Below are 24452 nucleotides of genomic sequence, written 5' to 3'. Positions count from 1 at the left end.
AAAAATAAATAAATTTTTAGTTTGTATATATCATAGTAATCGGGGCTAGAGATTGACAGGGTTTTCTTTTCGGATACAACCAAAAAAAAAGCGACAACAAAACCAAGATTTGTTGTCGCTTATGAAGTAGGATTAAAAATTACTTTATCACCGCATTTATTTTATCCCAAAGTGCCGTATCAAAACCAGAAAGTGCAAAATTAGGATTCGCAGGATCCGAAGCGTCACCCATTCGTATCACCACCATATTCTTACTCGGAATCACATAAATACGTTGGTCCTCTGCTCCCATTGCTGAATACATATCAGCAGGGGCATTAGGTACCAAAGCCCCTTGATAAACTGTTTGCCCACCTGGAACCATATACTTCGATTTTCCATTCAACCACCACAAATAACCATAAGAAGGATTAATCGTTTGTGACGTACTGATACTTTCCTTAAAAAAAGCTTCATTAATAATTTGCTCATTATTCCATTTGCCGTTTTTAAGTGCCAAAAGTCCAAATCGAGCCATACTTCTGGTAGAACTATTGTAAATCGTAAAAATAGGGCCATAGTTCCAGAAACCATCCATTCCTATTTTGTTTTTCAACTTGCTATTGAAATACACTTCAAAGTCTTGTTTACTTGCCGCAGCCACTACATCCATCAACTTCTGAAACACATTATGATACGACCATCTTGTGCCTGCATCGGCCAAATAGGTCAAATTTGATTTTATAACAAGTTCTTTTTCGTCATTCAAACCAGAACTCATCGTTAGTAAATGTCTAGACGTAATCAGATTTTCTTTATCCAATGTTTCACTTGTCCATCCAGTACCTAAATACTGAGACGCTTTGTTGTTGATGTTTAGCAAGCCTTCTTGTTGCGCAATTCCTGTGGTAGTAGCCACCAAAGTCTTTCCAGCGCTATTCCATTGCCAAGTTGCCGCTGCGGTGTGTCCGTTGAAGTATTCTTCCATCACGATTCGCCCATTGACTAGAATCATAAAGGATTTAGTATGTTTATCTGCCAAATAATCTTTTAAGGGCTGAACCGCGCTTTGGTTCCATCCCAAACTGGCTATGGATTTCGTTTCCCAAGTGCTTCCTGTAGTGGGTGGATAATAAAAAGCTTCCGTAGTTGGATTTTGTGGAATATCATCGCTTTTTTCACATCCTATGAACAAAATAGCGAGTACAAGTAGTGGTAAGTATCTCATAATAGGTTATTTTGGGTTATTTGGTTGGTTTTGTATATAGACTTTCCAAATCTAAAAAGGTTTAACCCAGATTCCAAACTTTGAGAACCCAATACAAACTACTTTTTAGTATGCTTGTTGAGCGGATTTGCCGTTGGAACCAATTAGATTCTTGCCACTCATACAACGAAATACTAACTGTTATGCTTTTCTATTTCGTCAATTGTTTTTTCAATACCGTTTTCACTTTCAATTAATCTTTTCATTTCAATTGCATTTTTATATAATTCATCGTTTGTCAATAATTCCCTTACGCTTCTTATAAATTTTTCTTCGGTCATTTTACTAATTGGTATTGGACGAACAGCTATTTTTCCTCTGTATCCTACTAGTCCCCAAAATTGCTGGTCACCTATTGGATGTAAAATAGGACAAATGAAAAAGGGTTTTCCCGCTCTCAAACATTCTGCAGTTGTACCAATGCCGCCGTGATGAATGATTGCTTTTGTTAGTGGAAATAATTTTTCATAAGGTGCAGCATTAATAACCTTGATTTTGAGATTGTTCTCTAGTTTTTCAGTTTGCTCAAGTCCCCAGCCTTTAATTACAATTATTCTTGTATTAAATTGTTCGGTTAGTTTTATGATAGCCTCTTGCAAATCAAATTTACTTTTAAAAGGCATACTTCCAAAAGTCAAAAGTAGCGGCGCTTCCTCAGCTCCGCAAAGTATTATGATGAATCAAAATAATGTCGTGCTGCGCTGCGCGAATGTCTCTGACTTCGCGCCATCTTAATTGTCTATTGCAATCGTTACAAGTGTCAAAAGTCTCCTGACTTTTTCCGAAAACGTATTGAAAATGAATTGTTTTGCTAAAACAACACATCCAAAGAGATACAATCAATACAAATTGATTTTTGTAACAGAATTAGGATTCAATACATCAACAACGGGATTATCAGCTTTTTCTATTTTAAGAAGTCCCGTATCGTTTACATAATTACTGGCACTTGAATAAACATAATGTGATGCCTTTTCAACAATTCCTGCCCGAACAGGATTCAGATGAATATAATCCAACTTCGACCACATAAACTTGTTGGTATAGATTTCTTCAGGATGATTGCCATATTGCCAGAATTGGTAATTTTTGTTTCTAGAATGACTCTCGGTTGCCAATTTAAAACGTTCTAACATCCATTCTCTTCTACTTTCAGGTTCTATTTGTATTTTTTCTAAGACTTTGGCAGCTATGAATTTTTTGAAATCACGTATTAAATCAGAAAGATTACCTTCACTGGATTGAAGAACTAAATGGATATGGTTACTCATAATTACATAGCCATAAAGAACCATTCCTTTGTTTGCGATACAATAATCGAAACACTCGATAACTGTATCTCTATATGTTTTTCTTGTAAAAACATCAATCCAATCCACAACAGTTGCCGTTATAAAATGGGGCAAGGTTTGGTCTCTTATTGTATAGCCTTCTTTCGTCATTGTATTCTTTTGAATCATCTTGCAAGTTTATTTGCCTCCAATTCAAATATATAAAAACTGCTATATTATAATATTACTATTTTGAAGTTTTATAAAATGCTTTGAAACGTGTATCATTCTAAAGATATTTACGTAAAAAGTCGGGAGACTTTTACACTTTTACGGTTTACAAAACGATTTAAAACAGCGCGAAGTCAGAGACATTCGCGCAGCCTTAACGACAAATTTTATCAATTGTTTAGAACACTTTGCGGAGCGGGGCAGCCTTAACGACAAATTTATCTATTACTAAGAAGACTTTGTGGAGCGGGTTTATTTCTTTTTCGCGATTTCCCTTACTTTAGGATTAACAAATTTTGGGTCTATTTCATCTGTCTTTTTTATGTATTTTACCAAACTGTCTTTTTGTTTTAAATAAGCATACGAGCCTGCTAATTGTCCCAAAGCTCTTCCATTTTTTGGTTCTATCTTTATTGCTTTTTTTAAGTTCTCAATTGTTAGGTTTAAATATCTAATATCTTTTGTTTTAAAAAATATTTGGCCATAACTAGTGGATATACATTCGTAAACATTAGCGTTGTTCGGTTCTAAATCAATTGATTTCTGAAAATATTTAACAGATTTTTCGAATTCGTTTTTTCTACCTAGTAAGTTACCAAAACCCCAATACACTTCTGAATTTGTTTTATCTAAAAGCCAAGCCTGATTAAATCGCTTCATAGATGTATCATTATCATCTTTATAGAAATATTCCCAACCTTTAGACACATAGTATTTGGATGCTTCTTTTCTGTCTTTGAATTGTTTTTCTGATTCTAAAATAAATTCATTGTCTAATTCAATTTGCTGTTCACATTTTTTTACTTCTCCATACATCGGCAATAAATTAATCCCTTCTGGACAATTTGTTTGGGATTTGCAACTCCATTGACTTAAGATTATTAAAAATAATATTTTCTTCATTCTATTTAATATATTTTTCTTTTTGATTTTTTTTTAGATGTATACCAACTTTCTTGTACTGCAGTGGTTTAAAACCAAATTAAGTCATTATTCGGATTTCCATCGCGAAGCTTCGGGACCTAAATATAAAAGCAACTTCCCATTTAGCTAATTGCCCAAATCCGTGGTAATGCTGTTAGCCGGCGTTTTGTAATAATTCGATTAGTTCTTCAAGGTTTTTATTTTGCATTTTTACAACTGATTCAATTTTCGAATTTCCATTCGAAATTACAAGAATTCCTTTATTGTCATCTTCATATCCAATCGGTTTAATTGAATACATCATTAAATCTTTATCAAGAGTTCTTTTCCCATCTTTAAACCAACGATAGTCAGCGACATATTCTATTTGGTCATCATTAAATTGAATTATTTCTTCACCAAAGCTATTCCACAAACTGATGCGTAACATAAAAAAACCTATAAATGAAAACACTCCAAATGCTAAAATTCCTCCGAACTTTATTCCGTTTCCCTCAATAATATTCAAAACTATTCCGAATAGAGGAAGTACAAAGCAAAGAAATGTAATTATAAATAAAATGAGACGAACTAAAATAGGTGATTTTGCAACTTTAAGTTTTAATTGTTTTTTCTCAAACGAAAATTGATTCATAAGTTGTATTTTTTGTATAATGGTAATTAAAATGAAGGCTAAAATTCTGGAACTACAGCGGGGCGAAGTCAGAGACATTCGCGCAGCCTTAACGACAAATTTATCTATTACTAAGAACACTTTGTAGAGCGGGGACATTCGCGCAGCCTTAACGACAAATTTTATTTATTAATAAGAACTCTTTGTAGAGCGGGGTCTAAAGACAACAAATTTATTTATTGGTAACGACACTTTGTGTAGCGGTTTTTTTTATTCGTCAATATCTTCAAATGTTAGTGTGTTTTCGTTTTTGTCAACTTCAATTTTCCTCCAAGTTGGGACATATCCTTTTCCTTTCGGTTCAAAAAGTTCTCTTATAAATTGTTTTTCAGTTTCATAATTTTTAATTCTTTTAGGACCATTGTAATAATCTTCTTGATTGTCGAAATAATTCTCGATTTTAGGATCAAGATTGAAGTTTTTAGAATTTCTAATTTCGTTAATTATCTTTATCTTATCTTCCGCAGTAATTTTTAAAGTAAACGTATGGTAGTAATCGCCAATTGCAGACATTGATTTATTTTCGAGAAGTTCAAAATCATTATTCAAAGTAATATTTTGTTCAGCTAATAAATTTTCGGCTTGATTTTTTGAAAACAATTCATCTTCAAATATCATACTCACAGCTATATAAATAAAAAATAATCCAACTATTGAAGAAAGAAATATTCCAAGTTTCTTTTGTCCGCTTTTGGCTGGGATTGAATATAAAATATACACTAACCAAATACAAAAAGCCGAAGGAATCAGAACTACTAAAATTAAAATTATTATCAGAAAAATGCTGTCCATTTATTGTTCTTGTTTAAACTGCTTATCTTATAAAATTATCACTAACTAGTTCATAGTAAATACAAAGTAACTTCGTTACATTCATTATTGGGTAGATAGTTGAAGGTTGATTTCGTTATATCGTCTCCCAAATATATTCCTTTTTCCTCTAAAAATATAAAATTTTTCTGTAAGAATGCTGTGCAGTCTGCAAAATCCCAAATCCCAAATCCCGTCTTCTACCTTCGCATAAGGGATAGGAATGGCATCCTTTGCTGGCGGTTCTTTTAGCCAGCAAAGATATAATGGATAGCCCGACCCCGAGGAGCAGGGTGTTGTGGTTTGCGGGGTTGTGTAGCTCGGGGGTATGCCCAAAACAAAAAGCTAGTAAAATTACCAGCCTTGGGTGAGGCCGTTTTTTACGACCTCTTCGTAGCGTTCTTTGTCAAAACGGTACAAGTTGGGCGCCTTGTGTGCGACGTTGCTTTTCTTTTCGTCGAGTTTGATGAGGATGCCTATGGCCGTGATTTTTCGGAGGAAATTGCGGCGGTCGAGCTGGCGTCCTAGTATGGTTTCGTAGAGTTTTTGCAACTCGGGTATGGTGAATTTTTCGGGCAGCAGGTTGTAGCCTACGGGCATCAAATTGAGCTCGGTGCGGAGTGTGGCTAAGGCGGTGTCTAGGATTTCGCGGTGGTCCAAAATGAGTTCGGGTACGGCGCTGTGGTCAATCCATTCTACCACTTCTTTGTTGCCCTCGGATTGTGGCACGGTTTGCGAGAAATCGACCAAGGCGTAATAGCCCACGGTGACAAATCGGTTCAAATACCATTGTGCGGCTTCGGGGGTAAGTCCATAAAATTGGACGACTTTTTGACTAAAATCGGACTGGTTGCGTTTCACTTTTCCGAAGGTGGCAAACTGGCGCAGGAAGATGCCTTTGACTCCCGTTCGTCCGTACAAAATAGAGACTGCTGCTTGGTCCAAATCTTCGTCGACGGGAACAAAACCGCCAGGCAATGCCCATTGGTCGCTGTATTTGGTCTTGTTCAAGAGCACTTTGAGTTGGTTGTTATGAAAGCCAAAAATGACACAATCTATGGATAGTCCAGGTTGGTATTGGTCTTTATTCTCGAGTATTTTCATTAACATCTGCATCTTCTTTAAATTAATACGCCGCTATTGTGAGCGCAATTTAGTTTTTTTTGAGAAACAAAGCGGTAAATTTCTGCTCAAGCCAAGCAATCGCTTTTAAAATTTCCACCACAAATTACACGAATGCACACTAATTCATAACTGTTGGGTGAAAGTGAAACAAAATAAAAAAATAACCACATAGAATCATAGATAAAATTTTGTAGAAGAAAATAACAGAAATAGCACTATTTCTCACATAGGAATGGCTATGTGAATAGTAAAACGTCTATTTCTTTCTTTCAAAAACTATAAACTCTATGAAACTCCTATGTGGTGAAAAATTAAAATAGCTAAGTGGCAGCACTTTAACCAAATAAATTCTCATATTTTTTTTAGATAACTTCTTAATCCTTAAAATTTTACGTACATAAAACTAGATTTCACTAAAAAAGAGGCTTTTTTTTGAGCGAAGTGTTTTTTTAATCAAAAATAAATGTACATTGCGTCAAAATAACACATTACTATTTCACTATAAACCAAACTCTTACCGTTATGAAAAAAAGATATGTTTTGGGATGCTTCTTTTTTGCTGTACTCTCAGCGAGTTCGCAAACGACCGATTATCGTGAGAAAGCCAAGAAAATAGTGGCACAAATGACGCTTGAAGAAAAGGCTTCGTTGTGCTCGGGCGAAACCGCTTGGTCGACGCAGGCAATTCCAAGATTGGGCGTTCCGTCGATTTTTATGACCGATGGCCCACACGGTTTGCGTAAAGCAGAAGGTTTTGATTTTACGAATAGTGTTCCTGCGACTTGTTTTCCAACAGCCTCAGGTTTGGCTTCGTCGTGGAATAAAGAATTAGTGAAACGAGTGGGCGAAGCCTTAGCTACCGAATCACAAGCCAATGACGTACAGATTTTGTTGGGTCCTGGCATCAATATGAAACGTTCTCCGCTTGGTGGACGCAACTTCGAATATTTCTCTGAAGACCCCGTTTTGTCTGGAAAAATTGCCGCTGCTTTTATCAATGGCGTGCAAAGCAAAGGCGTGGGAACTTCGTTAAAACATTTTGCAGCCAACAACCAAGAATTTGAACGTATGTCGAATAGTTCGTTGGTGGACGAGCGCACGCTGAGTGAAATCTATTTTCCTGCTTTTGAAATTGCGGTAAAAGAAGCCCAACCTTGGACTGTAATGTGTTCGTACAACAAACTAAACGGCGTATATGCCTCAGAAAACGAATACTTACTGACCGAAATCTTGAAGAAAAAATGGGGATTTCAAGGTTTTGTAGTGTCGGATTGGGGCGCTGTAAACGACAGACCATTGGGCGTAGCCGCAGGTTTGAACTTAGAAATGCCTGCCAGTGGAGGTTTTAACAACAAAAAAATTGTAGACGCGGTTAGAAAAGGCACTTTATCTGAGTCAAAACTGGATGAAATTGTCATCGAAACCCTAGCCATCACGCTCAAAGCCAAAGACAGTCACCAACAAGGTATCGTTGTCGACAAAGCCAAACATCATACTTTGGCAAGAGAAGCCAGTGCAGAATCGATTGTTCTTTTAAAAAATAGTAAAGGTATTTTGCCCTTAAAAACATCTGCCAAAAAAGTAGCAATTATTGGCGCTTTTGCCAAAAAACCACGCTATCAAGGCGCGGGAAGTTCGCAAGTAAAACCTACTCAAGTAGAAAATGCTTTCGATGAATTGCAAAAATTAGCAAAAGGCACTACTTTCAGTTATGCCGAAGGTTATACCTCAGCGGGAGACACTAACGCTACTTTGCTTAACGAAGCCGTAAAAAATGCCAAAGGCGCTGAAACCGTTCTTCTGTTTGCTGGTCTTCCAGACGTGTACGAATCCGAAGGTTATGACAGAGCCAATATGGATTTGCCCGCAGGTCACAATCAATTGATTGAAGCGGTTGCGAAAGTAAACAAAAACATGGTGGTTATATTGTTGAATGGCTCGGCGGTAAGCACTCCGTGGAAAAAAGAAGTCGCTGCCATTGTAGAAGCCTATTTAGGCGGACAAGCTGGAGGTGGCGGCATAGCCGATGTGCTTACGGGCAAAGTAAACCCTTCTGGAAAGTTATCTGAGACCTTCCCGATGCGTTTAGAAGATACACCAACGGCTATCGATTTTCCGTCAAAAGATGGTGTTGCTAATTACGGTGAAGGCATTTTCATTGGCTACCGCTACTATGACAAAAAGAAGATTGAACCTAATTTTCCTTTCGGATTTGGGTTGAGTTATACCACTTTTAGCTATTCGGATATCAAAGCCAATATGACTTCTGCCAAAGATTCGGATGCGATTACTATCTCTGTAAAAGTAAAAAACACTGGAAAAGTAGCTGGAAAAGAAGTAGTACAATTGTATGTTCACGAACAAGATGCCGCACTCAGTCGCCCTGAAAACGAATTGAAGCATTTCGAAAAAATAGCCTTGGCACCTGGAGAAGAAAAAACGGTAGAATTTCAATTGACCTCACGCGATTTTGCGTATTACAGCACAGTAGCTCACGACTGGATAGTGAAATCGGGTAAATTTGATATTCGTGTGGGAAGTTCTTCTAGAGATTTGCCTTTGCAACAAACGCTAGACATACAGTCTACCAAAATTCTAACGCCTGTTTTTACCCGTAACTCCTTGTTGAAAGAGTTCAAACAAACTAAAAACAGCGCTGTAATCTACGAGGCCTTGACGCGAAGCTTTACGGGTAGTACTAAAAAAGCGGAAACAGAAGAAGAGAAAAAAGCCGAAGCCTTTATGATTGCAATGCTTGCCGATATGCCTATCAATAAATTCTTGTTGCTCTCTGGCGGAAAATTTACCGAAGAACAGTTACAAGCCTTGTTGCAAGCGGCTAATGCTAAATAAATATTGAGTTTTTCCATAAATTTTGGTTGTTATAAATGTTGTTTCAATTGAGGCTGTTTTGAGCGACAGCCTCATTTTTTAAAATCTTTGCTAATGCAAAACCCAACACTACCTACAAAAAAACATTACGCCATTTTAGATGGTTTGCGGGGAGTGGCTGCTATTATGGTGGTCGCTTTTCATATTATGGAAGCACACGCCACGAGTCGGTTTGACCAAGTCATCAATCACGGGTATTTGGCGGTTGATTTTTTCTTTTTGCTTTCGGGATTTGTGATTAGCTATGCCTATGATGACCGTTGGAGCAAAATGTCCCTAGGCGATTTTTTCAAAATCAGACTCATTCGATTACAACCGATGGTTATTATGGGAATGATTGTGGGCGCCTTGTGTTTCTATTTTCAGGATTCGGTTTTGTGGCCCAACATTCATCAAGTGCCGCTTTGGAAAATGCTGCTCATTATGGTCATTGGCTTTACTTTGATTCCCGTGCCAACTTCAATGGATATTCGAGGATGGCAAGAAATGCATCCGCTTGATGGTCCAGGTTGGTCGCTGTTCTTTGAATATATTGGTAATATTTTATATGCTTTGTTCGTGAGAAAATTTTCGAATACCGCCTTGGCTGTGCTCGTTTTTCTTTCAGGCTGCTTTTTGATTCATCTAACCTTGACCAGTCCAAATGGTGATGTAATCGGTGGTTGGTCATTGGTTCCTGAGCAACTTCACATTGGCTTTGCCCGACTTCTTTTTCCGTTTTTTGGTGGGTTGTTATTGCATCGAATCGTGAGACTTACAACAATCAAAAATGCCTTTCTGTGGTCGAGTTTGTTGCTTGTAGTTGTTTTGGCAATGCCAAGAATTGGAGACAGCACGACTGTTTGGCAAAACGGATTATACGATTCGTTGAGCATTATTATTCTTTTTCCGCTCATCGTTTATATTGGCGCCAGCGGAACCATAGAAGGAAAAAAAGCTTCAAGGGTTTGCCAATTTTTAGGCGACATCTCCTATCCTATTTACATCACGCATTATCCTTTAATTTATATCTACACCGCTTGGGTCGCCAATGGAAAAATCCCGTTTCAAGAAGCATTACCAATGAGTATTTTGACCGTAGTAAGCTCAATTGTTTTGGCCTATGCCTGTTTGAAATGGTACGACGAACCTATTAGAAATTGGCTTAAAAAGAAAGTCGTCAAGTGATTAGTAATTAGTGATTAGTAATTAGTGATTGGTGAATAGCTGTTAGTGAATAGCAGTTAGTGATTGGTGAATAACTGTTAGTGAATAGCAGTTAGTGATTGATTAGTTAAAAAGTAGTAATAACTCGAAAAGTTTAGAACCCATAAAACCATCGAAGGGAAAATTGCGTATATCAGAAGATACATTCCTAAAAAATAAAAGGAACACCTCAACAACATATCGACCATTGGCTAATAAAAAAATCGGATAAATACCACACCCCCCAAATTCTTTCACTACGAAAGTTCTCCGAAATTTTATTACAAAAAGCCAATGGTTAACTTACCAAAAGAGCGATACTCTCACACAGAAAGTATCGCTCTTTATTTTTATCAAAATTCTTAATGGTTTATTTAACTTGGACGCTTACAGCATTTGAAATCGCTTTTGACGAAGTGCCTAAATGGAAAATGAATTCTCCTGGTTCCACTTTCCAATTGGCATTTTTTTCATCATAAAAAGCCAAATCTTTCACCTTAACTTTAAGCGAAACTTCTTTTTGTTCGCCCGCTTTCAACACTACTTTTTCAAAAGCTTTTAATTCTTTTTGAGGTCTAAGTACCGAACAAACGGGTTGGCTAGCATACAACTGAAGTACTTCTGCACCTTCAAGTTGACCTGTGTTTTTGATGGTACATTTTAGCGTTACCGTATCGTTTACATCAAAGGTTTTTTTATCTGTTGCCACATTGGAAATTGCAAATGAAGTATACGATAATCCAAAACCGAAAGGATAAAGTGGTTCTATTTTCTTAGTATCATACCATCTGTAGCCAACCAAAATATCTTCTTCATAATTCACTTTTAGGTCTCTTCCCGGATAATTTCCTAAAGCAACATCGGGTGATTGTTGCAAACTTACTGGCAAAGTAATCGGTAATTTTCCAGAAGGATATTGCTTTCCGCTCAACACATCCATCACAGCATTTCCAGCTTCCATTCCGCCGTACCACGCCCAAACGATTGACGGTACTCGTGTCTGAATTCCAGATAATTCTAAAGGAGAACCTGCAATAATTACCACAATAGTTTTCGGATTGGCTTTGGTTACTTCTTGAATTAAGGTTTCTTGTCCGTAAGGCAAACGCATATGAATTCTATCAAACGACTCCGAATCGAAATCGTGATTTAATCCTGCAAAAACAATCGCCACATCGGATTTTTTGGCTTGAGCCACTGCTTCATCGATTAATTTCCAATCGACAAAATCAGAATTCAATTGTCCTTTGTTGCTCCCTTCTCCTGGTGAAGATTGCTTATTGTAGCCTTGAGCATAATTAATTTGCAATTGGTTTCCGAACTTATTGGTAATCGCTTCCAATGGAGTGATTTCGTATAAAGGCTTAATCTCGGAACTCAATCCGCCACTACAGTGTTTTCTGGTTGCATTATCTCCAATAACCGCCACCGATTTCAAAGCATTCATTGGCAAAGGCAGCAGCTGGTTTTCGTTCTTTAATAAAACTATAGATTCCACTGCCGATTGATACGCTAGCGCTTGGTGTTCCTTGGTATTCACACTGCCTTTGATTCTGGTTTTGGGATCTAAAACTTTCGTTTTAATCATCACTCGCAACACATTGGCTACTTTTTCATCTACTACACTTTCTTTTACTTTTCCCTCTTGCACCGCTTTAATCAAAGGATCCGCAAAATACCATTCGTTATAATTGGTTTTATTAGTTCCCATTTCTAAATCCAATCCAGCCAAAGCCGCATTGACTGTACTGTGAGTTGCATCCCAATCCGACATATAGACGCCTTTGAATTGGTATAAATCGCGCAAAATAGTTCGTCCCAACAACATATTCTCCGTGCAATAATCCCCTCTAAATTTATTGTAAGCACCCATCACGGTTAACACTTTTGCGTCCATAACTGCAGCTTTAAAACCAGGCAAATAAATTTCGTGCAAAGCTCTGTCGCTCATCGTTACATCAATCACAAATCGATTGTCTTCTTGATTATTCGCCGCAAAATGTTTTACACTAGCCGCCACATCTTTGGTTTGCAAAGCTTTAATATAGCTAACCGTCAATTGAGAAATTAGAAAAGGATCTTCACTTAAATATTCAAAATTTCTTCCACATAATGGACTTCTAATAATATTGATGCCAGGTCCTAAGAGCACGTCTTTTTTTCTAAATCGGGCTTCTTCACCTAAAACGTAACCTCGTTGGGCAGTCAAATCTAAATTCCAAGTGGCGGCCATAGCAGTACCAGGAGGAAAACAAGTAACCGCATCATCTTTCCAACCAGCATATTGCCAATTGTGTCGGTTCATTTCGGCACGCACGCCGTGGGGTCCATCAGACAAAGCCCATTCTGGTATTCCCAATCGTTTAATATCGGAAACATAAAACTTAGAATTACCGTGCAATAAACTCACTTTTTCTTGGAGCGTCATTTTTTTTACTAATGACTGAATTCGTTTTTCAGTTGTGGCTTCATTTTGGGAAAACGAAAGCAACCCAACTAATAAAACAAATAATAGCATTATCTTCTTCATAGCATTGATGTTAAAATTTAGCATTAGTTACAAATTGAAGGTCACAAGCGCCAATAAAAACTTCGCAACTTTCTGTATTACAATATAATGAAATTTAATTATGATCCTCTATTTCAATTAGACTAATTGTGTTGCATTTCTGGGTGATTGCTATCTTTCTTGTTAAGATTTACAATGGCTTTGGCAAATTCTTTTCCCAAATCTATATATCCCTCGCTTTTGTAATGGTATTTATCTGAGTAAAGATACTTGGAGGTGCTTCGCACAATACGCACATTAGGTTCTGTAAGGGCAAATTTTTCTTGTCCGTATTGAACTAATTCCCCAAAACCCCAAACTTTCCCATCGGGATCATCTCCAGAATCGGATATTTTTCCGATGACAATTGGTAAGTCATTGTTTCTAAAAGCGGCTCGAATGAGTTGCATCAATCGTTTCAAATTGTCATAATAGTGGTTTGCAATTTGTTCTGTTTTGTCGGCATCGCTTTCTCCTTGCATCCAAAGAATTCCGCTAGGCACTAACACATCTTCAACTCCATCGCCATTGATATCCTTCACAGCCATAGCGGCTTGCACTGTTTTTAAAAAATAATCGTATTGATTTTTTACTCTTCTAAAATCAGGCTCCCAAGAGCCAAAAAAATTGTTTCCGCTACTATCAATCGCGGAACCGTTTCGGGCATATTTTATAATGGCAATCTTTTGATTGGGATATTCCTCTTGTAATTTTTGAACAAAAGAAAGCTCAACCCCAAATCGGTCAGAAAGCGTATTGCTTTTGCCATCCGAAGCAAAACCCGTTCCGTGGCCAGGTTGCAAAACGGCCCACTTTCCTAAACCGCCATTAGCATCATTATCCCCAACTGGATTGCCTTGATATATAAATGCATTTTTACTTTTTTTGCGTAAGGCTTCTGGTAACTCTTTCACATAGCCAAAGCCTTCCATATTAGATTGTCCTCCCAAATAATATACTCTGATGGTATCTTTTTTTGTCTGTGCGAAAAGCATAAAAGGCATCAAAAGGAAAAAGGTCAAATTTTTCAATTTCATTTTTTCAAATATTAAAATACTAATTCAAAATTGTCTTTCAAGCGAATATCTGCGGATGAAGATCCTAACTGCACTTCGAACGCACCCGGTTCAGGCGCCCATTCCAATTTGGCATTATAAAAAGCTAGTTTTTCTTTATCAATCGTAAACGTAATCTTTTGCGAAGCTCCCGCTTTTAAAAACACTTTTTGAAAATCACGCAACTCTTTTACCGGACGCACTACGCTACCCACTTGATCTTTTAGATACAATTGCACCACTTCTTCTCCATCGAATTTTGCGGTGTTGGTAAGGGTAAAAGAAACTGTAATGGTTTCATTTTTCTTCATTACTTTTTTAGACAATTGTAAATCGGAGTAGTTGAAAGTGGTATAACTCAATCCGTAACCAAAAGGAAACTTCGGGCTGTTCTTTAAGTCGATATAAGCCGAAACATAATTCGTAGCCGTTTCGTTCGGCGCTGGTCTTCCGGTATTGAAGTGATTATAATAAATTGGAATTTGTCCTTCTTCTCTTGGAAAAGACATTGGCAATTTTGCTGAAGGATTGTAATCGCCAAACAACACATCAGCAATGGCATTCCCCGCTTCAGAACCCAACCACCAAGTATATAAAATAGCAGGTACTTGATCTGCTGTCCAATTAAAAATAAGTGGTCTACCCGCATTGATCAACACGACTACCGGTTTGCCCTTGGCTTGAATGGCTTTTACTAATTCTTCTTGTACTCCTGGCAAACGCAAATTGCTACGGCTTTTGGCCTCGCCACTCTGATCTCTTCGTTCGCCAATGCTCAAAATCACCACATCGGCTTGATTTGCCACGGCAACAGCCTCAGCAAAACCTTCTTTATTGTCACCTTCGATGTCGCACCCTTTGGCATACAAAAGTTGTGTGTTCTTCCCTACTTTATTTTGCAATCCGTCCCACTGCGAAACAATCTCTTTGGTATAATCCAATTCGGGTAATTCTACCGACCAGAAGCCCATATTTTGTTTGTATTCTTTTACCAAAGGACCTATGAATGCAATAGTTTTGGTCGATTTTGAAAGTGGTAAAATTCCTTTTTCGTTTTTCAACAAAACAATACTTTTGGCAGCCATCGCTCTAGCTACTTTTCGATGTTCTGGATTGTTTAAGGCTTTTTGCTCACGTTCTTCGTTATTGAATTTGAACGGATCATCGAACAATCCCAACTCAAATTTCTTGCGCAGTATCCGTTTTACCGCATCATCAATCAAAGCCATTGGTACTTTTTTCTCTTTTACCAATTGTGCTAAATGATAACGATAGGCATTGCTTTCCATATCCATATCGCTACCAGCTGTAATCGCGGCCAATGCTGCCTCCTTGTTATCTTTTGCAAAACCGTGATTGACCATTTCGCCAATAGAGCCCCAGTCTGAAACTACAAAGCCTTTAAAATTCCACTTCCCTTTAAGAATATCGCGTTGCAAATAGGCATTACCTGTGGCTGGAATTCCGTTCAAGTCATTGAAAGAATTCATAAATGTTGCTGCACCCGCATCTAAAGCCGCTTTGAAAGGAGGCAAATAGGTTTCCCACAACATTCGATTACTCATATCTACCGAATTATAGTCGCGTCCGCCTAACGCAGCACCATAGGCCGCAAAGTGTTTGACACAAGCCATCACCGAAGTAACGTCACCTAAATTTCCTTGAAAACCTTTGACTCTTGCATAAGCAATTTTAGAACCCAAGTAGGTATCTTCTCCAGCACCTTCCATCACACGACCCCATCTTGGATCTCTAGAAATATCGACCATAGGCGCAAACGTCCAGTGAATTCCGGCAGACGCAGCCTCTGTAGCTGCTATTCTTGCCGTAAGTTCCATCGCCTCCAAATCCCAAGAAGCGGCTTCTGCTAAAGGAATTGGAAAAGTGGTTTTGTATCCGTGAATGACGTCTTGACCAAACAACAACGGAATTTTCAAACGCGATTGCATTGCCAATTCTTGGTATTGTCGCGTATATTTGGTACCCAAAATATTCAACATAGAACCAATTAGTCCTTGTTTGATTTCGGTTTGTTTGTTGGGATTAATGGTGATAGGTCCAGTAGCAGCATTATCACCAGTATATTGATTGAGTTGCCCTATTTTTTCTTCCAAAGTCATTTGTCGCAACAAAGCTTCGACTTTTTGATCAATGTTTTTGGATTGTGCAAAAACCAGCACATTGCACCCCAAAAATAGCAGTAGTATTACCTTTTTCATTTTCTTTAGTACTTATTTAGTTGTGGAATAATCCACACATTCTTTTTAAAATCGACGCTTCCTTTGCTTTCTTCTTGTACGACTCTATCTATAATTTCAATTCCTTTTTGAGCCATATTTTCAAAAGTGTCGATGCCGTTGTTTGGGAATCCCATTCGGGTTCTGTGAATATTAAATTGATTAGAAAACTTTCGATTAAAGGCTTTTTCAATACCTTCTTTACCCAACATAAAACCCAATAAACCTCCCCAAGTAGCTGTAGGATTATCAGAATCCCAACCTGCTAATGTTCCTATTTTAATCGTTTCGACGATATTTCCTTCTCCATAAAAAAGGCTGATTAAACTCGAAGCGAAATTAATTCCAGAGGCAAAGCAGCCATTGCAATACCGATACTTTGAAGTCATATCGTAACCGTCTTTTTGTTCGACTTGATAGCGCTGGTACACCTCATCTCGGGTTTGTTCCCAAGGTATGTTTTTCAAATACCTGCTTTTTACAAAATCATACATTTTGCTAGCATACGAATCTTTAGGAAGTTGCTTTTTAGCAACCTCAGCCATCCAAAGAATGCTATCTTTATTTGATTTTTTGGTATCAGCAACAGAAGCCAAAGCATACATCGACACATAAAAATTAGCAATCCATTCGGAGTCGTATCTGGCGGTGTTTTGGATGGGAAGTTTCGCCATTTTTAAAGCAATGTCTGGTCTTGATGGCGCAAAAAACCCAAAAATTTCTGTGGTCAATTGTGCGTCAATCATTTCGTATTCAGGATTATTCTTTGGATCTCCAGTAGCAGGTGGAACCATTCCAAGTTGCATTAAATCAAATGCTTTTTGATTGGAAACCCACAAATAATTTTCCTCTTCTTTTTTGATATGCCGCAACCAGCCCTCTCTTATATCTTCGCCTGAAAGAATTGATTTTTGCTTGGTATAAAGAAGTTCTTGGTAGATGTATTCTATGTCGGTATCATCATCGGAACCCCAAATGCCCTCAGGACCTACAAAAACAAAATCGATGTTTTTAGACAAATCGCTCGGCACACCTTGTCCCCAAATACTTGGCTGATCTGGTTTTCCCCAATCCAATCGGGTATAAAATTTACCCGTTTTGATCTCCCCGATATCGCCTATTTTGTCCATCTCGGTAACCAAACCTGTCCAATTGGCAATGCATTGTCCTAACCAAAAACCATAAAGTTTGTCTTTATAATCCCTTCTGGAAATGACCAAATCAGTAGTTTTAGGCAGAGTGGTTGTAACTACAGATTTTCTTTTTTTAGTGTTTTTTTGATTTTGACTGTTTAAGGAAACACTCCAAAACAAAAGCAAAACAGCTATGGCAACGGGGTACTTCATCCCTATTTTTTCTTTTTAACTACCAATTCTACATAAACTGGAAAATGATCTGAAGGATAGCGCAAGTCTTTAGCATCAGTCAAAACCGCATATTTTTGAACGGTCAACCCGCTATTTTTTGACAAAAAGATATAATCAATTCGGTCTTTCACCGCCACATCATAACGAAATCCATTAAAAGTTCCCTCAGGTCCAAAAGGTTTTTCTTGGGATAATTCTCTGGAATCTTCCATCACTTTTTTCAATTCCAAAATTCTACTCTCGTTGGGAGTCGTATTGAAATCGCCCATAAAAATAACGGGGTAATTTTTAGTATTTAGTTCGGCTATGGTTTTTGAAATAAGCTGAATTCCTTTGGTACGGGCTTCCTGACCCATATGATCCAAATGCGTGTTGAATACCCAAAGGAATTGCTTACTTTTTTTGTCTTTCAATAAAACATAAGTACATACTCGGTTGCACGCAGCATCCCATCCCATAGAAACCTGATTAGGCGTTTGGGACAACCAAAACGTATTGGATTGTAGGAGATCAAATCGGTCTTTTTTAAAAAACACACAAGAGGCTTCTCCTTTTCCTTCCAATTCTCTACCAATTCCTACCTTAACATAATTAGCAAAAGCTTGCGTCAAATCCGTTACCTGATTAGGTGTTGCTTCTTGTACCCCAAAAACATCTGGGACATAAAACTGCATTTGCGCAATCCAAAAGTCCTTTCGGTGCGACCAATCATTGAGCCCATCACTGGCTATATCCAAACGGATATTGTAAGTCATAACTTTTAAAGATTGTGCCGAAACTGTTGTTCCAATCAGCAGTACTAAAAGTCCAAGGATAATGTTTGCTTTGCTTTTCATCAGATAAAAGAATTCGTTTGTATTAATTATAGACTCTAATATAATCAATTTCGAAAGTAGATGAAGTAAAATTAGGATCTACGTCTCCACCCCAAACACCACCCATTGCCAAATTGACAATCAAGTAGAAATTTTTATTGAATGGAAATTTATCAGAATTTTGAAACGTGTAGAACAACACATCATCTACATAAAATTTGATTTCGGAAGCAGACCAATTGGCTTTGTAAATATGAAACTCGGTGCTGCTGTTTGGAACTTTTATGATTCCTGTATCAGGAGTCGCTCCAGAACGTCCAGGGGAATGCAGTGAGGAATGGTTTTGATCCAAATTCTTTCCAACCGATTCTAAAATGTCTATTTCGCCACAAGCTGGCCATCCTACTGTTCCAATATTGGCGCCAAGCATCCAAACTGCTGGCCACGTTCCTACTCCAACAGGTACTTTGGCTCTAATGACTATCGTTCCATAGGTAAATTCAAACTTGCCATTGCTCTCGATTCTGCCTGAAGTAAATTTACCTTTCCCATAATCTTCTCTATAAGCCGTAACTTTTAAAACGCCATTTTCAACGATTAGATTTTTAGAACGATTCGTATACGATTGCAACTCATTGTTTACGTGCCCTGGATCCCAAACTTGAGTGTTCCATTTTGAAGGATCTGGAGCTCCGTTTACGTTAAACTCATCAGACCAAATCAATTTTGATTCTACTTTTACCGTTACCGAAATAGTAGTATTGATGTATTGCGTACCATTATAAGCCGAAGCTAAAATTGTATAACTATTCGTGCCAACAGTTTTAAAAACATAAGCATAATCGGTAGTGGTTACATCAATCACTTTGCCTTCTATCAATAGTTTGTATGAAGTAGCATTGGTGGCATTAATTTTAAAATTAACTTTTCCGCTTCCGTCACCGGCAGGGTTTTGCGCATCGGCACCCACAATAGTTGCGGTAACCGAAAGATTGGAAGGTGTTGGAATAACAGGTTCTTCAGAACCGCTACCCGAGCCACTACAAGAAAGAAAAACCAATAAAAACAAGCCCAAAACGAAACCTATTTTTGCATTAAAAGTGTGTATTTTCATCATTAGTTCATTATTTTAAATTGTAAATACGTAAAATGGATTCCTCCTTTTTCAAAAACGACTTGTACGGGTGTATCCCCTTTTTCTAAAGCAATGTTGGAAATCGTGACAGTACTATACTTGTCATTGTTTCCTGTAGCGGGAAGCAGAACACTTTCTGTTTTTTTGTTGTTTCCAAAAACCAAATGCACTTGCCCCTCTGTTGTAGCACTCGCATAAGTAATGCTAGCCGAATAAGTAGCTTTCTTTTTGGAAGTTACTGTGTATTGCAACCATTCTCCCGCCTCAATAAATCCTACTTGAAAACCTTTGCTCTCTTTATTGCTTGAAGGAACAATATCAACGCCGTCATTTCTTCCTATGAAACCTTTGTTGTACGGAGTAAACTTTGTACCATCGATATTTTGAAAATCGGTATCATAATAAGCTACTCCTTGTGTGCCCAAGTCATAATTGGTAGCTAGAATTCGAGCTGGAAGTAGATTTTTTTTGAAGGCTTTGGCCGTAGAATTTTGTACTTGTCTGAACATAGCATCTACCACATCTGGTCTAATTGTAACCTTTTCTAGCTTGTAATTATTTGCCAATTCCATCAGGACTTTTGTGGCAAATGCTGGGCTTGGTTTTGATTTTCCATCTTTCCAATACTCCAGTAATTGCTGATAGCCTTGCGGCTGAGTTACCGAAGTTACTCCAGCGATACTTTCTATTTTTTTCATTGGCCAAAAAGCCCAACCAATATTGTTTTGCTCTACTAGACGAATCGCATCTTTGAACCAAACGTTGGAGTTTTCACCACTTTCGCCTAACCAAATCGGAACATCATATTGGGTTCTGTAATCCAACATCGTTTGAATGGAAGCTTGGTCATTGGTATTCCAATATTTATGAAAACTCAAAGCTAAGTTATTATCCCAAAGCGGAAAAATTCCGTTGTAGTTATTGCCCCAACAATTGCCCTCAATAAAAATCAAATGGTTTTTATCAATGGCTCTAATGGCCTGAGTGGTCTCCATTAGCAAAGAACGCAATGGACCATTCGAAGCTTCGTCGCAGCCATTGGCATTGGTTCCGGTAAAATTCCAATTGGGCTCATTGATAATATCATAGGCTCCCACCCAAGGATTGTCCTTGTAGCGTTCAGCTATTTTTTTCCAAAAAGCTATCATTTTATTGCGATTAGCAGCACTCTCCCAGAGCGATGGTTTTGACCCATCATAGTCTGATATTGCAGCATCTTTTCCTTGACCTCCGGGAGCGGCATGCAAATCTAAAATCAAATATATTTTATTGGCTTCACACCATTTTAGCAAAGCATCGGTGCGTTTGAAACCTTCTTCTAGCCAGGTGATTTCACCATTTTTTTCGTTTTCAATAGCGGGTGTATACAAATTATAATGCATTGGCAATCGCACTGAATTGAATCCCCAAGCAGCCAAGGAATCGATATCCTTTTTGGTGATGCCGCTGTCTTTGTAGGTTTGGTAAAATTTTTCGGTGGCCTCAGCGCCAATTACAGCTAAAATTTTTTCCTTAATCTTGTATTGTGGTCCAGCAAAATTGCCCGTTTTGAGCATATAGCCTTCTTGCACCATCCAACCTCCTAGACCCAAACCTCGAAGTACTATATTTTGTCCTTTTTCATCCACAATCTTTTGATGGTCTCTGTGCAAAAAGCCTTGAGCCCATCCGACTGTTGGCAGCCAAACAAGAAGAATAAAAATTATTTTTTTCATTTTTATTGTGTTTAAAATAACCCTTTTAAAGTTTGATACTCTAAAAGGGTTGTGAAGAAAAACTACCAAACAAATGTGGCTACAGCACCCGCATCAAGTGAGGTGGTTACCCATTTTCCGTTGTTTTTAATATTAAAAATTTCGTTGGTATTACCATCGTTTTCTACAATCAAAACTTTTTTACCTGCAGGTGTTTTGAAAGCCACATTGTTTAAATTTCCTACTACGTTACTGCCAATTCGAACGGAACCTGCAGGTACGAATTTAGAAGCATGGGCAATGATATAATAGGCAACATTACGATTGAAAGATTCGCTAGTATTTACTGTTAATGCACCTTTGCAAGTAGAACAGCCACCATTAGTGTGCGGCCCGAAAGTACTGTTGTTGGCCAAATTCCATTCTAATGCATTTTTACTCCAATTGCGCATAGAGCCAATGATTACATTTTTTACATGCCATTTTAAATCCCCTCCAAAATCCCCATCTGCTCCTGTGTATTGTTCTGTGAAATAAACATTCTTGGTAGGAAATGCATTGTAGATTGAAGAAAGTGCATTGATATTGCCACCGTACAAATGATAAGCAGATCCGTCTACAAATGGTGCTGCTGCAGCATCATTAAAAATGGTAGTGGCATATTGTATGTTATCGCAGTTGTGGTCATAAGCAATAATCTTAGTCGTTATTCCAGCTGTTTTAAAAGCAGGACCTAAACTATTTTTGATAAAATTGGCTTGTTCTTCTGCTGTCATTACCATACTTGGATTATTACCTCCGTGCAAAGGTTCGTTTTGTGGCGTAATTGCATCGATAGTGATGCCCTCGGCTTTCATAAGTTGGATGTATTTCACAAAATAGTTTGCGTATACTCCATAATATTGTGTTTGTAAACTTCCTCCAACGAAACTGGCTTTGTCTTTCATCCAAAGTGGTGCTGACCAAGGCGTTGCAAGAACTTTAATGTTTGGATTGATGGCTAAAATTTCTTTTAAAAGAGCAATCACGCCATTTTTATCTGGGGCCAAACTGAATTTTGACAAAGTCAAATCTGTGTCGCCAGCAGGAAGATCATTGTAAGTGAAAGGAGCCGCATTCAAATCTGAAGCGCCAATACTGATACGAATATAGCTTACGCCGATACTAGTTTCGGAAGCACCAAAAAGTTCTTGCAACAATTCTTTTTTCTTAGTAGCAGTCAGCTGGTTGATGACATCGGCACTTCCTCCAGTTAGGGTATATCCAAATCCGTCGATGGATTGAAAAGTTTGTGCGTCGTTTACTTCGATAGAGGCATAAGCATTGGGCAAAGTTCCAAAGGCAAGAATCGCATTTTGTTTGGTCAATAGTACGGATTGGTCGCCTTTGGTAAGCCAATACTCTACTTCGTTTTTGGTAGCGGGTGGATTGGGCGTAGGTGTGGGCGTTGGAGTTGGATCTCCTCCATCGCTTGGGGAAGAACAACTAATTTGCATGGCAATAGCCAAACTGTATAGTAAGTATCGTGTTATTTTGGTTATATCAAATTTCATAAGTAGGAATGTTTATAGAATTTTAGAGTTAGTTTTGATATGAATACTTTGCTGCCAAAAAATCACTTTTGATAGCTGCCTAGCCCCGACAGGAGGGATAAGCAGCTGAGCCGGTGTTCGGCTCGGCTGCTTAGGAAGGATGGCGGGAACGTTGCCTACAGGTACTGCCTAATGTTTCGCTCCTGCTTTTCCTATTCCTGTTTTTGCTGTTTTAATACAGCAAGGTCTGAATACTATGTGGTGGTATTGTGGTTACGGTTTTCTCGGAAGCAATCATCAAATTGTAAGTGACTTCTTTGTCGCTTTGGTTCATGACCACGGTGACCATTGAGCCATCTGCATTTTGAAATGATGTGCTGATTAGACTACTGCGACTAGAGGCGGTGGCTACTCTGCGCGCTTGCGGACGAATGAATTTGGCAAAATGACCAATATAATAATAAGACGGCGTGTAGATTAGCGATCCCGATTGAGAATCGGCATGGATGGGCGCGAAGCAAAAATTCCCCACGTGATTAGGTCCTCCGTTTTCATCGAGGAGAATATTCCAATCGGTCCAAGCTACAGTTCCGTTATTAAAATCGTGTATCATTGAGGCTCCGTATCGTTCGGCGTTAGGCCAAAATTGGTATTTTTGAGCATCGAATTTTTCGATACAACCTTCGGTAAAAATGAGGTTTTTATCTGGGAAGGCTTCGTGAACTTTGGCTACGTTATCATACATTGGCGCGCCTCCTGCCCAAGTTTCGTACCAGTGAAATCCCATTCCCCAAGCATATTTTGAGGCTTCGGGGTCGGTAAAAATCACATTGGCTCTTTGATTCATCAAATCGCGGTTGTGGTCCCAAACAATGATTTTTTTGTTGCCTAGTCCTTCTTTTTTTAAGGTTGGTCCTAGGTAGTTTTTCAAGAAGTCTCTTTCGGCTTCGGCAGAGAAAACACAAGATTCCCAAGTTTGTACTGCCATAGGTTCGTTTTGAATGGTCAATCCCCAAATAGGCATTCCTTCTTTTTCGTAGGCTTTGATAAACTTGGCGTAATAATTGGCCCAAGCTTGGTAATATTCTGGCAAGAGTGTTCCGCCTTTTAGCATTTGCTTGTTGCTTTTCATAAAGGCTGGTGGGCTCCAAGGAGAAACATAGGTTACTATTTTTCCGCCTGCAGCTTGAGTGGCTTGCTTAATCATTGGGATTCGGAATTGTTTGTCGTGGTCAATAGAAAATGTTTTCAAATCCTTATCGCCTTCTTCGATATAAGTATAGCTTCCACTGCTAAAATCAGAGCTATGAATTGTTGTTCTTAGCAATGAATAGCCTATGCCTTTTTGTGTATCGTAGTAAGCAGTTAAAAATTCTTGCTGTTTTTCTTTTGACAACTTGGCAAACACTTCGGCACTTGCATCCGTAATGGCACCTCCAATTCCCATCAAGGATTGGAATTTTCGTTGTGGCTCAACAAAAATGGATATTTCTGTTTCTAGCGGTTGCGCTGCTTTTGCAAAAACCAAATGAGCTGTCGGGCTTAATCGCAAGTCGGTATTGGCTGCTGTTGTGTAAACGGTTACTTTTTTTCCAGCTGTTGTAAACGCTTGTTTTCCTTTGCTTTCCTTTTGTTGTGCAAAAAGGGTTCCCATAAGAAGCAAACAGAATAGAGATATAGCCGATTTATTCATGTGTGTATATTTTATTAAA

Annotated in this window: 18 protein-coding genes; 2 read left to right on the top strand and 16 right to left on the bottom strand. The window is 38.2% G+C overall.

Features of this window, described 5'->3' with window-relative positions; translation table 11 throughout:
* Nucleotides 1-139 precede the first annotated feature (139 nt).
* The 7 genes from FLAVO9AF_RS13860 to FLAVO9AF_RS13830 all read right to left on the bottom strand — a co-directional run bounded on the left by FLAVO9AF_RS13860 (nucleotide 140) and on the right by FLAVO9AF_RS13830 (nucleotide 6265).
* Complete coding sequence (locus tag FLAVO9AF_RS13860) at nucleotides 140-1207, bottom strand: serine hydrolase (RefSeq protein ID WP_159690059.1); 1068 nt, start codon at nucleotides 1205-1207, stop codon at nucleotides 140-142.
* A gap of 173 nt (nucleotides 1208-1380) precedes the next feature.
* On the bottom strand, nucleotides 1381-1869 hold the full coding sequence (locus FLAVO9AF_RS13855) for a glycosyltransferase (protein WP_159690055.1): 489 nt from the start codon (nucleotides 1867-1869) through the stop codon (nucleotides 1381-1383).
* 216 nt (nucleotides 1870-2085) lie between these two features.
* Complete coding sequence (locus FLAVO9AF_RS13850; protein WP_236552326.1) at nucleotides 2086-2706, bottom strand: transposase; 621 nt, start codon at nucleotides 2704-2706, stop codon at nucleotides 2086-2088.
* Between the two features lie 294 nt (nucleotides 2707-3000).
* Entirely contained in the window at nucleotides 3001-3651 is a 651-nt protein-coding gene (locus FLAVO9AF_RS13845; protein WP_159690051.1) for a tetratricopeptide repeat protein, read from the bottom strand.
* 175 nt (nucleotides 3652-3826) lie between these two features.
* On the bottom strand, nucleotides 3827-4306 hold the full coding sequence (locus FLAVO9AF_RS13840; protein WP_159690048.1) for a hypothetical protein: 480 nt from the start codon (nucleotides 4304-4306) through the stop codon (nucleotides 3827-3829).
* Between the two features lie 249 nt (nucleotides 4307-4555).
* Nucleotides 4556-4963 (bottom strand): hypothetical protein, encoded by a 408-nt coding sequence (locus tag FLAVO9AF_RS13835; protein WP_159690045.1) that lies wholly within the window; start codon nucleotides 4961-4963, stop codon nucleotides 4556-4558.
* 546 nt (nucleotides 4964-5509) lie between these two features.
* Nucleotides 5510-6265, bottom strand: coding sequence for an NUDIX domain-containing protein (locus tag FLAVO9AF_RS13830; protein WP_159690042.1), 756 nt, complete (start codon nucleotides 6263-6265; stop codon nucleotides 5510-5512).
* A gap of 537 nt (nucleotides 6266-6802) precedes the next feature.
* On the opposite strand from FLAVO9AF_RS13830, the gene FLAVO9AF_RS13825 reads away from it, so the two are divergent.
* Together FLAVO9AF_RS13825 and FLAVO9AF_RS13820 are read left to right on the top strand one after the other, a co-directional pair.
* Entirely contained in the window at nucleotides 6803-9133 is a 2331-nt protein-coding gene (locus FLAVO9AF_RS13825) for a glycoside hydrolase family 3 C-terminal domain-containing protein (RefSeq protein WP_201296299.1), read from the top strand.
* Between the two features lie 93 nt (nucleotides 9134-9226).
* A complete protein-coding gene (locus FLAVO9AF_RS13820; protein ID WP_159690039.1) occupies nucleotides 9227-10339 on the top strand; it encodes an acyltransferase in 1113 nt (370 codons plus the stop codon).
* Between the two features lie 388 nt (nucleotides 10340-10727).
* On the opposite strand, the gene FLAVO9AF_RS13815 is transcribed toward FLAVO9AF_RS13820, so the two are convergent.
* From FLAVO9AF_RS13815 to FLAVO9AF_RS13775, 9 genes are all read right to left on the bottom strand, one after another.
* Complete coding sequence (locus FLAVO9AF_RS13815; RefSeq protein ID WP_159690036.1) at nucleotides 10728-12887, bottom strand: glycoside hydrolase family 3 C-terminal domain-containing protein; 2160 nt, start codon at nucleotides 12885-12887, stop codon at nucleotides 10728-10730.
* Between the two features lie 122 nt (nucleotides 12888-13009).
* The gene (locus FLAVO9AF_RS13810; protein ID WP_159690033.1) at nucleotides 13010-13942 is read right to left on the bottom strand and encodes a sialate O-acetylesterase; all 933 of its coding nucleotides are present in this window, start codon (nucleotides 13940-13942) and stop codon (nucleotides 13010-13012) included.
* Between the two features lie 11 nt (nucleotides 13943-13953).
* The gene (locus FLAVO9AF_RS13805) at nucleotides 13954-16179 is read right to left on the bottom strand and encodes a glycoside hydrolase family 3 N-terminal domain-containing protein (protein WP_159690030.1); all 2226 of its coding nucleotides are present in this window, start codon (nucleotides 16177-16179) and stop codon (nucleotides 13954-13956) included.
* A gap of 5 nt (nucleotides 16180-16184) precedes the next feature.
* A complete protein-coding gene (locus tag FLAVO9AF_RS13800; RefSeq protein ID WP_159690027.1) occupies nucleotides 16185-17543 on the bottom strand; it encodes an ADP-ribosylglycohydrolase family protein in 1359 nt (452 codons plus the stop codon).
* Between the two features lie 2 nt (nucleotides 17544-17545).
* Nucleotides 17546-18400 carry an endonuclease/exonuclease/phosphatase family protein gene (locus FLAVO9AF_RS13795; protein WP_159690024.1) on the bottom strand — a complete coding sequence of 285 codons (855 nt, stop codon included), beginning with the start codon at nucleotides 18398-18400 and terminating at the stop codon, nucleotides 17546-17548.
* Between the two features lie 22 nt (nucleotides 18401-18422).
* Nucleotides 18423-19496, bottom strand: a complete 1074-nt coding sequence (locus FLAVO9AF_RS13790; protein ID WP_159690021.1) for a family 16 glycosylhydrolase — start codon at nucleotides 19494-19496, stop codon at nucleotides 18423-18425.
* On the bottom strand, nucleotides 19496-21229 hold the full coding sequence (locus FLAVO9AF_RS13785; protein WP_159690018.1) for a cellulase family glycosylhydrolase: 1734 nt from the start codon (nucleotides 21227-21229) through the stop codon (nucleotides 19496-19498). Before FLAVO9AF_RS13785 ends, FLAVO9AF_RS13790 begins: the two co-directional genes overlap by 1 nt.
* Before the next feature lie 62 nt (nucleotides 21230-21291).
* A complete protein-coding gene (locus FLAVO9AF_RS13780) occupies nucleotides 21292-22761 on the bottom strand; it encodes a glycoside hydrolase family 30 beta sandwich domain-containing protein (RefSeq protein ID WP_236552325.1) in 1470 nt (489 codons plus the stop codon).
* Nucleotides 22762-22972: 211 nt separating this feature from the next.
* Nucleotides 22973-24433, bottom strand: coding sequence for a glycoside hydrolase family 30 beta sandwich domain-containing protein (locus FLAVO9AF_RS13775; protein ID WP_159690015.1), 1461 nt, complete (start codon nucleotides 24431-24433; stop codon nucleotides 22973-22975).
* Nucleotides 24434-24452 lie beyond the last annotated feature (19 nt).

This window comes from Flavobacterium sp. 9R, assembly GCF_902506345.1.
Taxonomy (GTDB): Bacteria; Bacteroidota; Bacteroidia; order Flavobacteriales; family Flavobacteriaceae; genus Flavobacterium.
This window is presented reverse-complemented; position numbering and strand designations above follow the sequence as displayed.

Bases quoted from the DNA above. Each gene is read 5' to 3' on its own strand.
- FLAVO9AF_RS13860 (WP_159690059.1), bottom strand. From the start codon at position 1,207: ATGAGATACTTACCACTACTTGTACTCGCTATTTTGTTCATAGGATGT.
- FLAVO9AF_RS13855 (WP_159690055.1), bottom strand. From the start codon at position 1,869: ATGCCTTTTAAAAGTAAATTTGATTTGCAAGAGGCTATCATAAAACTA.
- FLAVO9AF_RS13850 (WP_236552326.1), bottom strand. From the start codon at position 2,706: ATGATTCAAAAGAATACAATGACGAAAGAAGGCTATACAATAAGAGAC.
- FLAVO9AF_RS13845 (WP_159690051.1), bottom strand. From the start codon at position 3,651: ATGAAGAAAATATTATTTTTAATAATCTTAAGTCAATGGAGTTGCAAA.
- FLAVO9AF_RS13840 (WP_159690048.1), bottom strand. From the start codon at position 4,306: ATGAATCAATTTTCGTTTGAGAAAAAACAATTAAAACTTAAAGTTGCA.
- FLAVO9AF_RS13835 (WP_159690045.1), bottom strand. From the start codon at position 4,963: ATGATATTTGAAGATGAATTGTTTTCAAAAAATCAAGCCGAAAATTTA.
- FLAVO9AF_RS13830 (WP_159690042.1), bottom strand. From the start codon at position 6,265: ATGTTAATGAAAATACTCGAGAATAAAGACCAATACCAACCTGGACTA.
- FLAVO9AF_RS13825 (WP_201296299.1), top strand. From the start codon at position 6,803: ATGAAAAAAAGATATGTTTTGGGATGCTTCTTTTTTGCTGTACTCTCA.
- FLAVO9AF_RS13820 (WP_159690039.1), top strand. From the start codon at position 9,227: ATGCAAAACCCAACACTACCTACAAAAAAACATTACGCCATTTTAGAT.
- FLAVO9AF_RS13815 (WP_159690036.1), bottom strand. From the start codon at position 12,887: ATGAAGAAGATAATGCTATTATTTGTTTTATTAGTTGGGTTGCTTTCG.
- FLAVO9AF_RS13810 (WP_159690033.1), bottom strand. From the start codon at position 13,942: ATGAAATTGAAAAATTTGACCTTTTTCCTTTTGATGCCTTTTATGCTT.
- FLAVO9AF_RS13805 (WP_159690030.1), bottom strand. From the start codon at position 16,179: ATGAAAAAGGTAATACTACTGCTATTTTTGGGGTGCAATGTGCTGGTT.
- FLAVO9AF_RS13800 (WP_159690027.1), bottom strand. From the start codon at position 17,543: ATGAAGTACCCCGTTGCCATAGCTGTTTTGCTTTTGTTTTGGAGTGTT.
- FLAVO9AF_RS13795 (WP_159690024.1), bottom strand. From the start codon at position 18,400: ATGAAAAGCAAAGCAAACATTATCCTTGGACTTTTAGTACTGCTGATT.
- FLAVO9AF_RS13790 (WP_159690021.1), bottom strand. From the start codon at position 19,496: ATGATGAAAATACACACTTTTAATGCAAAAATAGGTTTCGTTTTGGGC.
- FLAVO9AF_RS13785 (WP_159690018.1), bottom strand. From the start codon at position 21,229: ATGAAAAAAATAATTTTTATTCTTCTTGTTTGGCTGCCAACAGTCGGA.
- FLAVO9AF_RS13780 (WP_236552325.1), bottom strand. From the start codon at position 22,761: ATGAAATTTGATATAACCAAAATAACACGATACTTACTATACAGTTTG.
- FLAVO9AF_RS13775 (WP_159690015.1), bottom strand. From the start codon at position 24,433: ATGAATAAATCGGCTATATCTCTATTCTGTTTGCTTCTTATGGGAACC.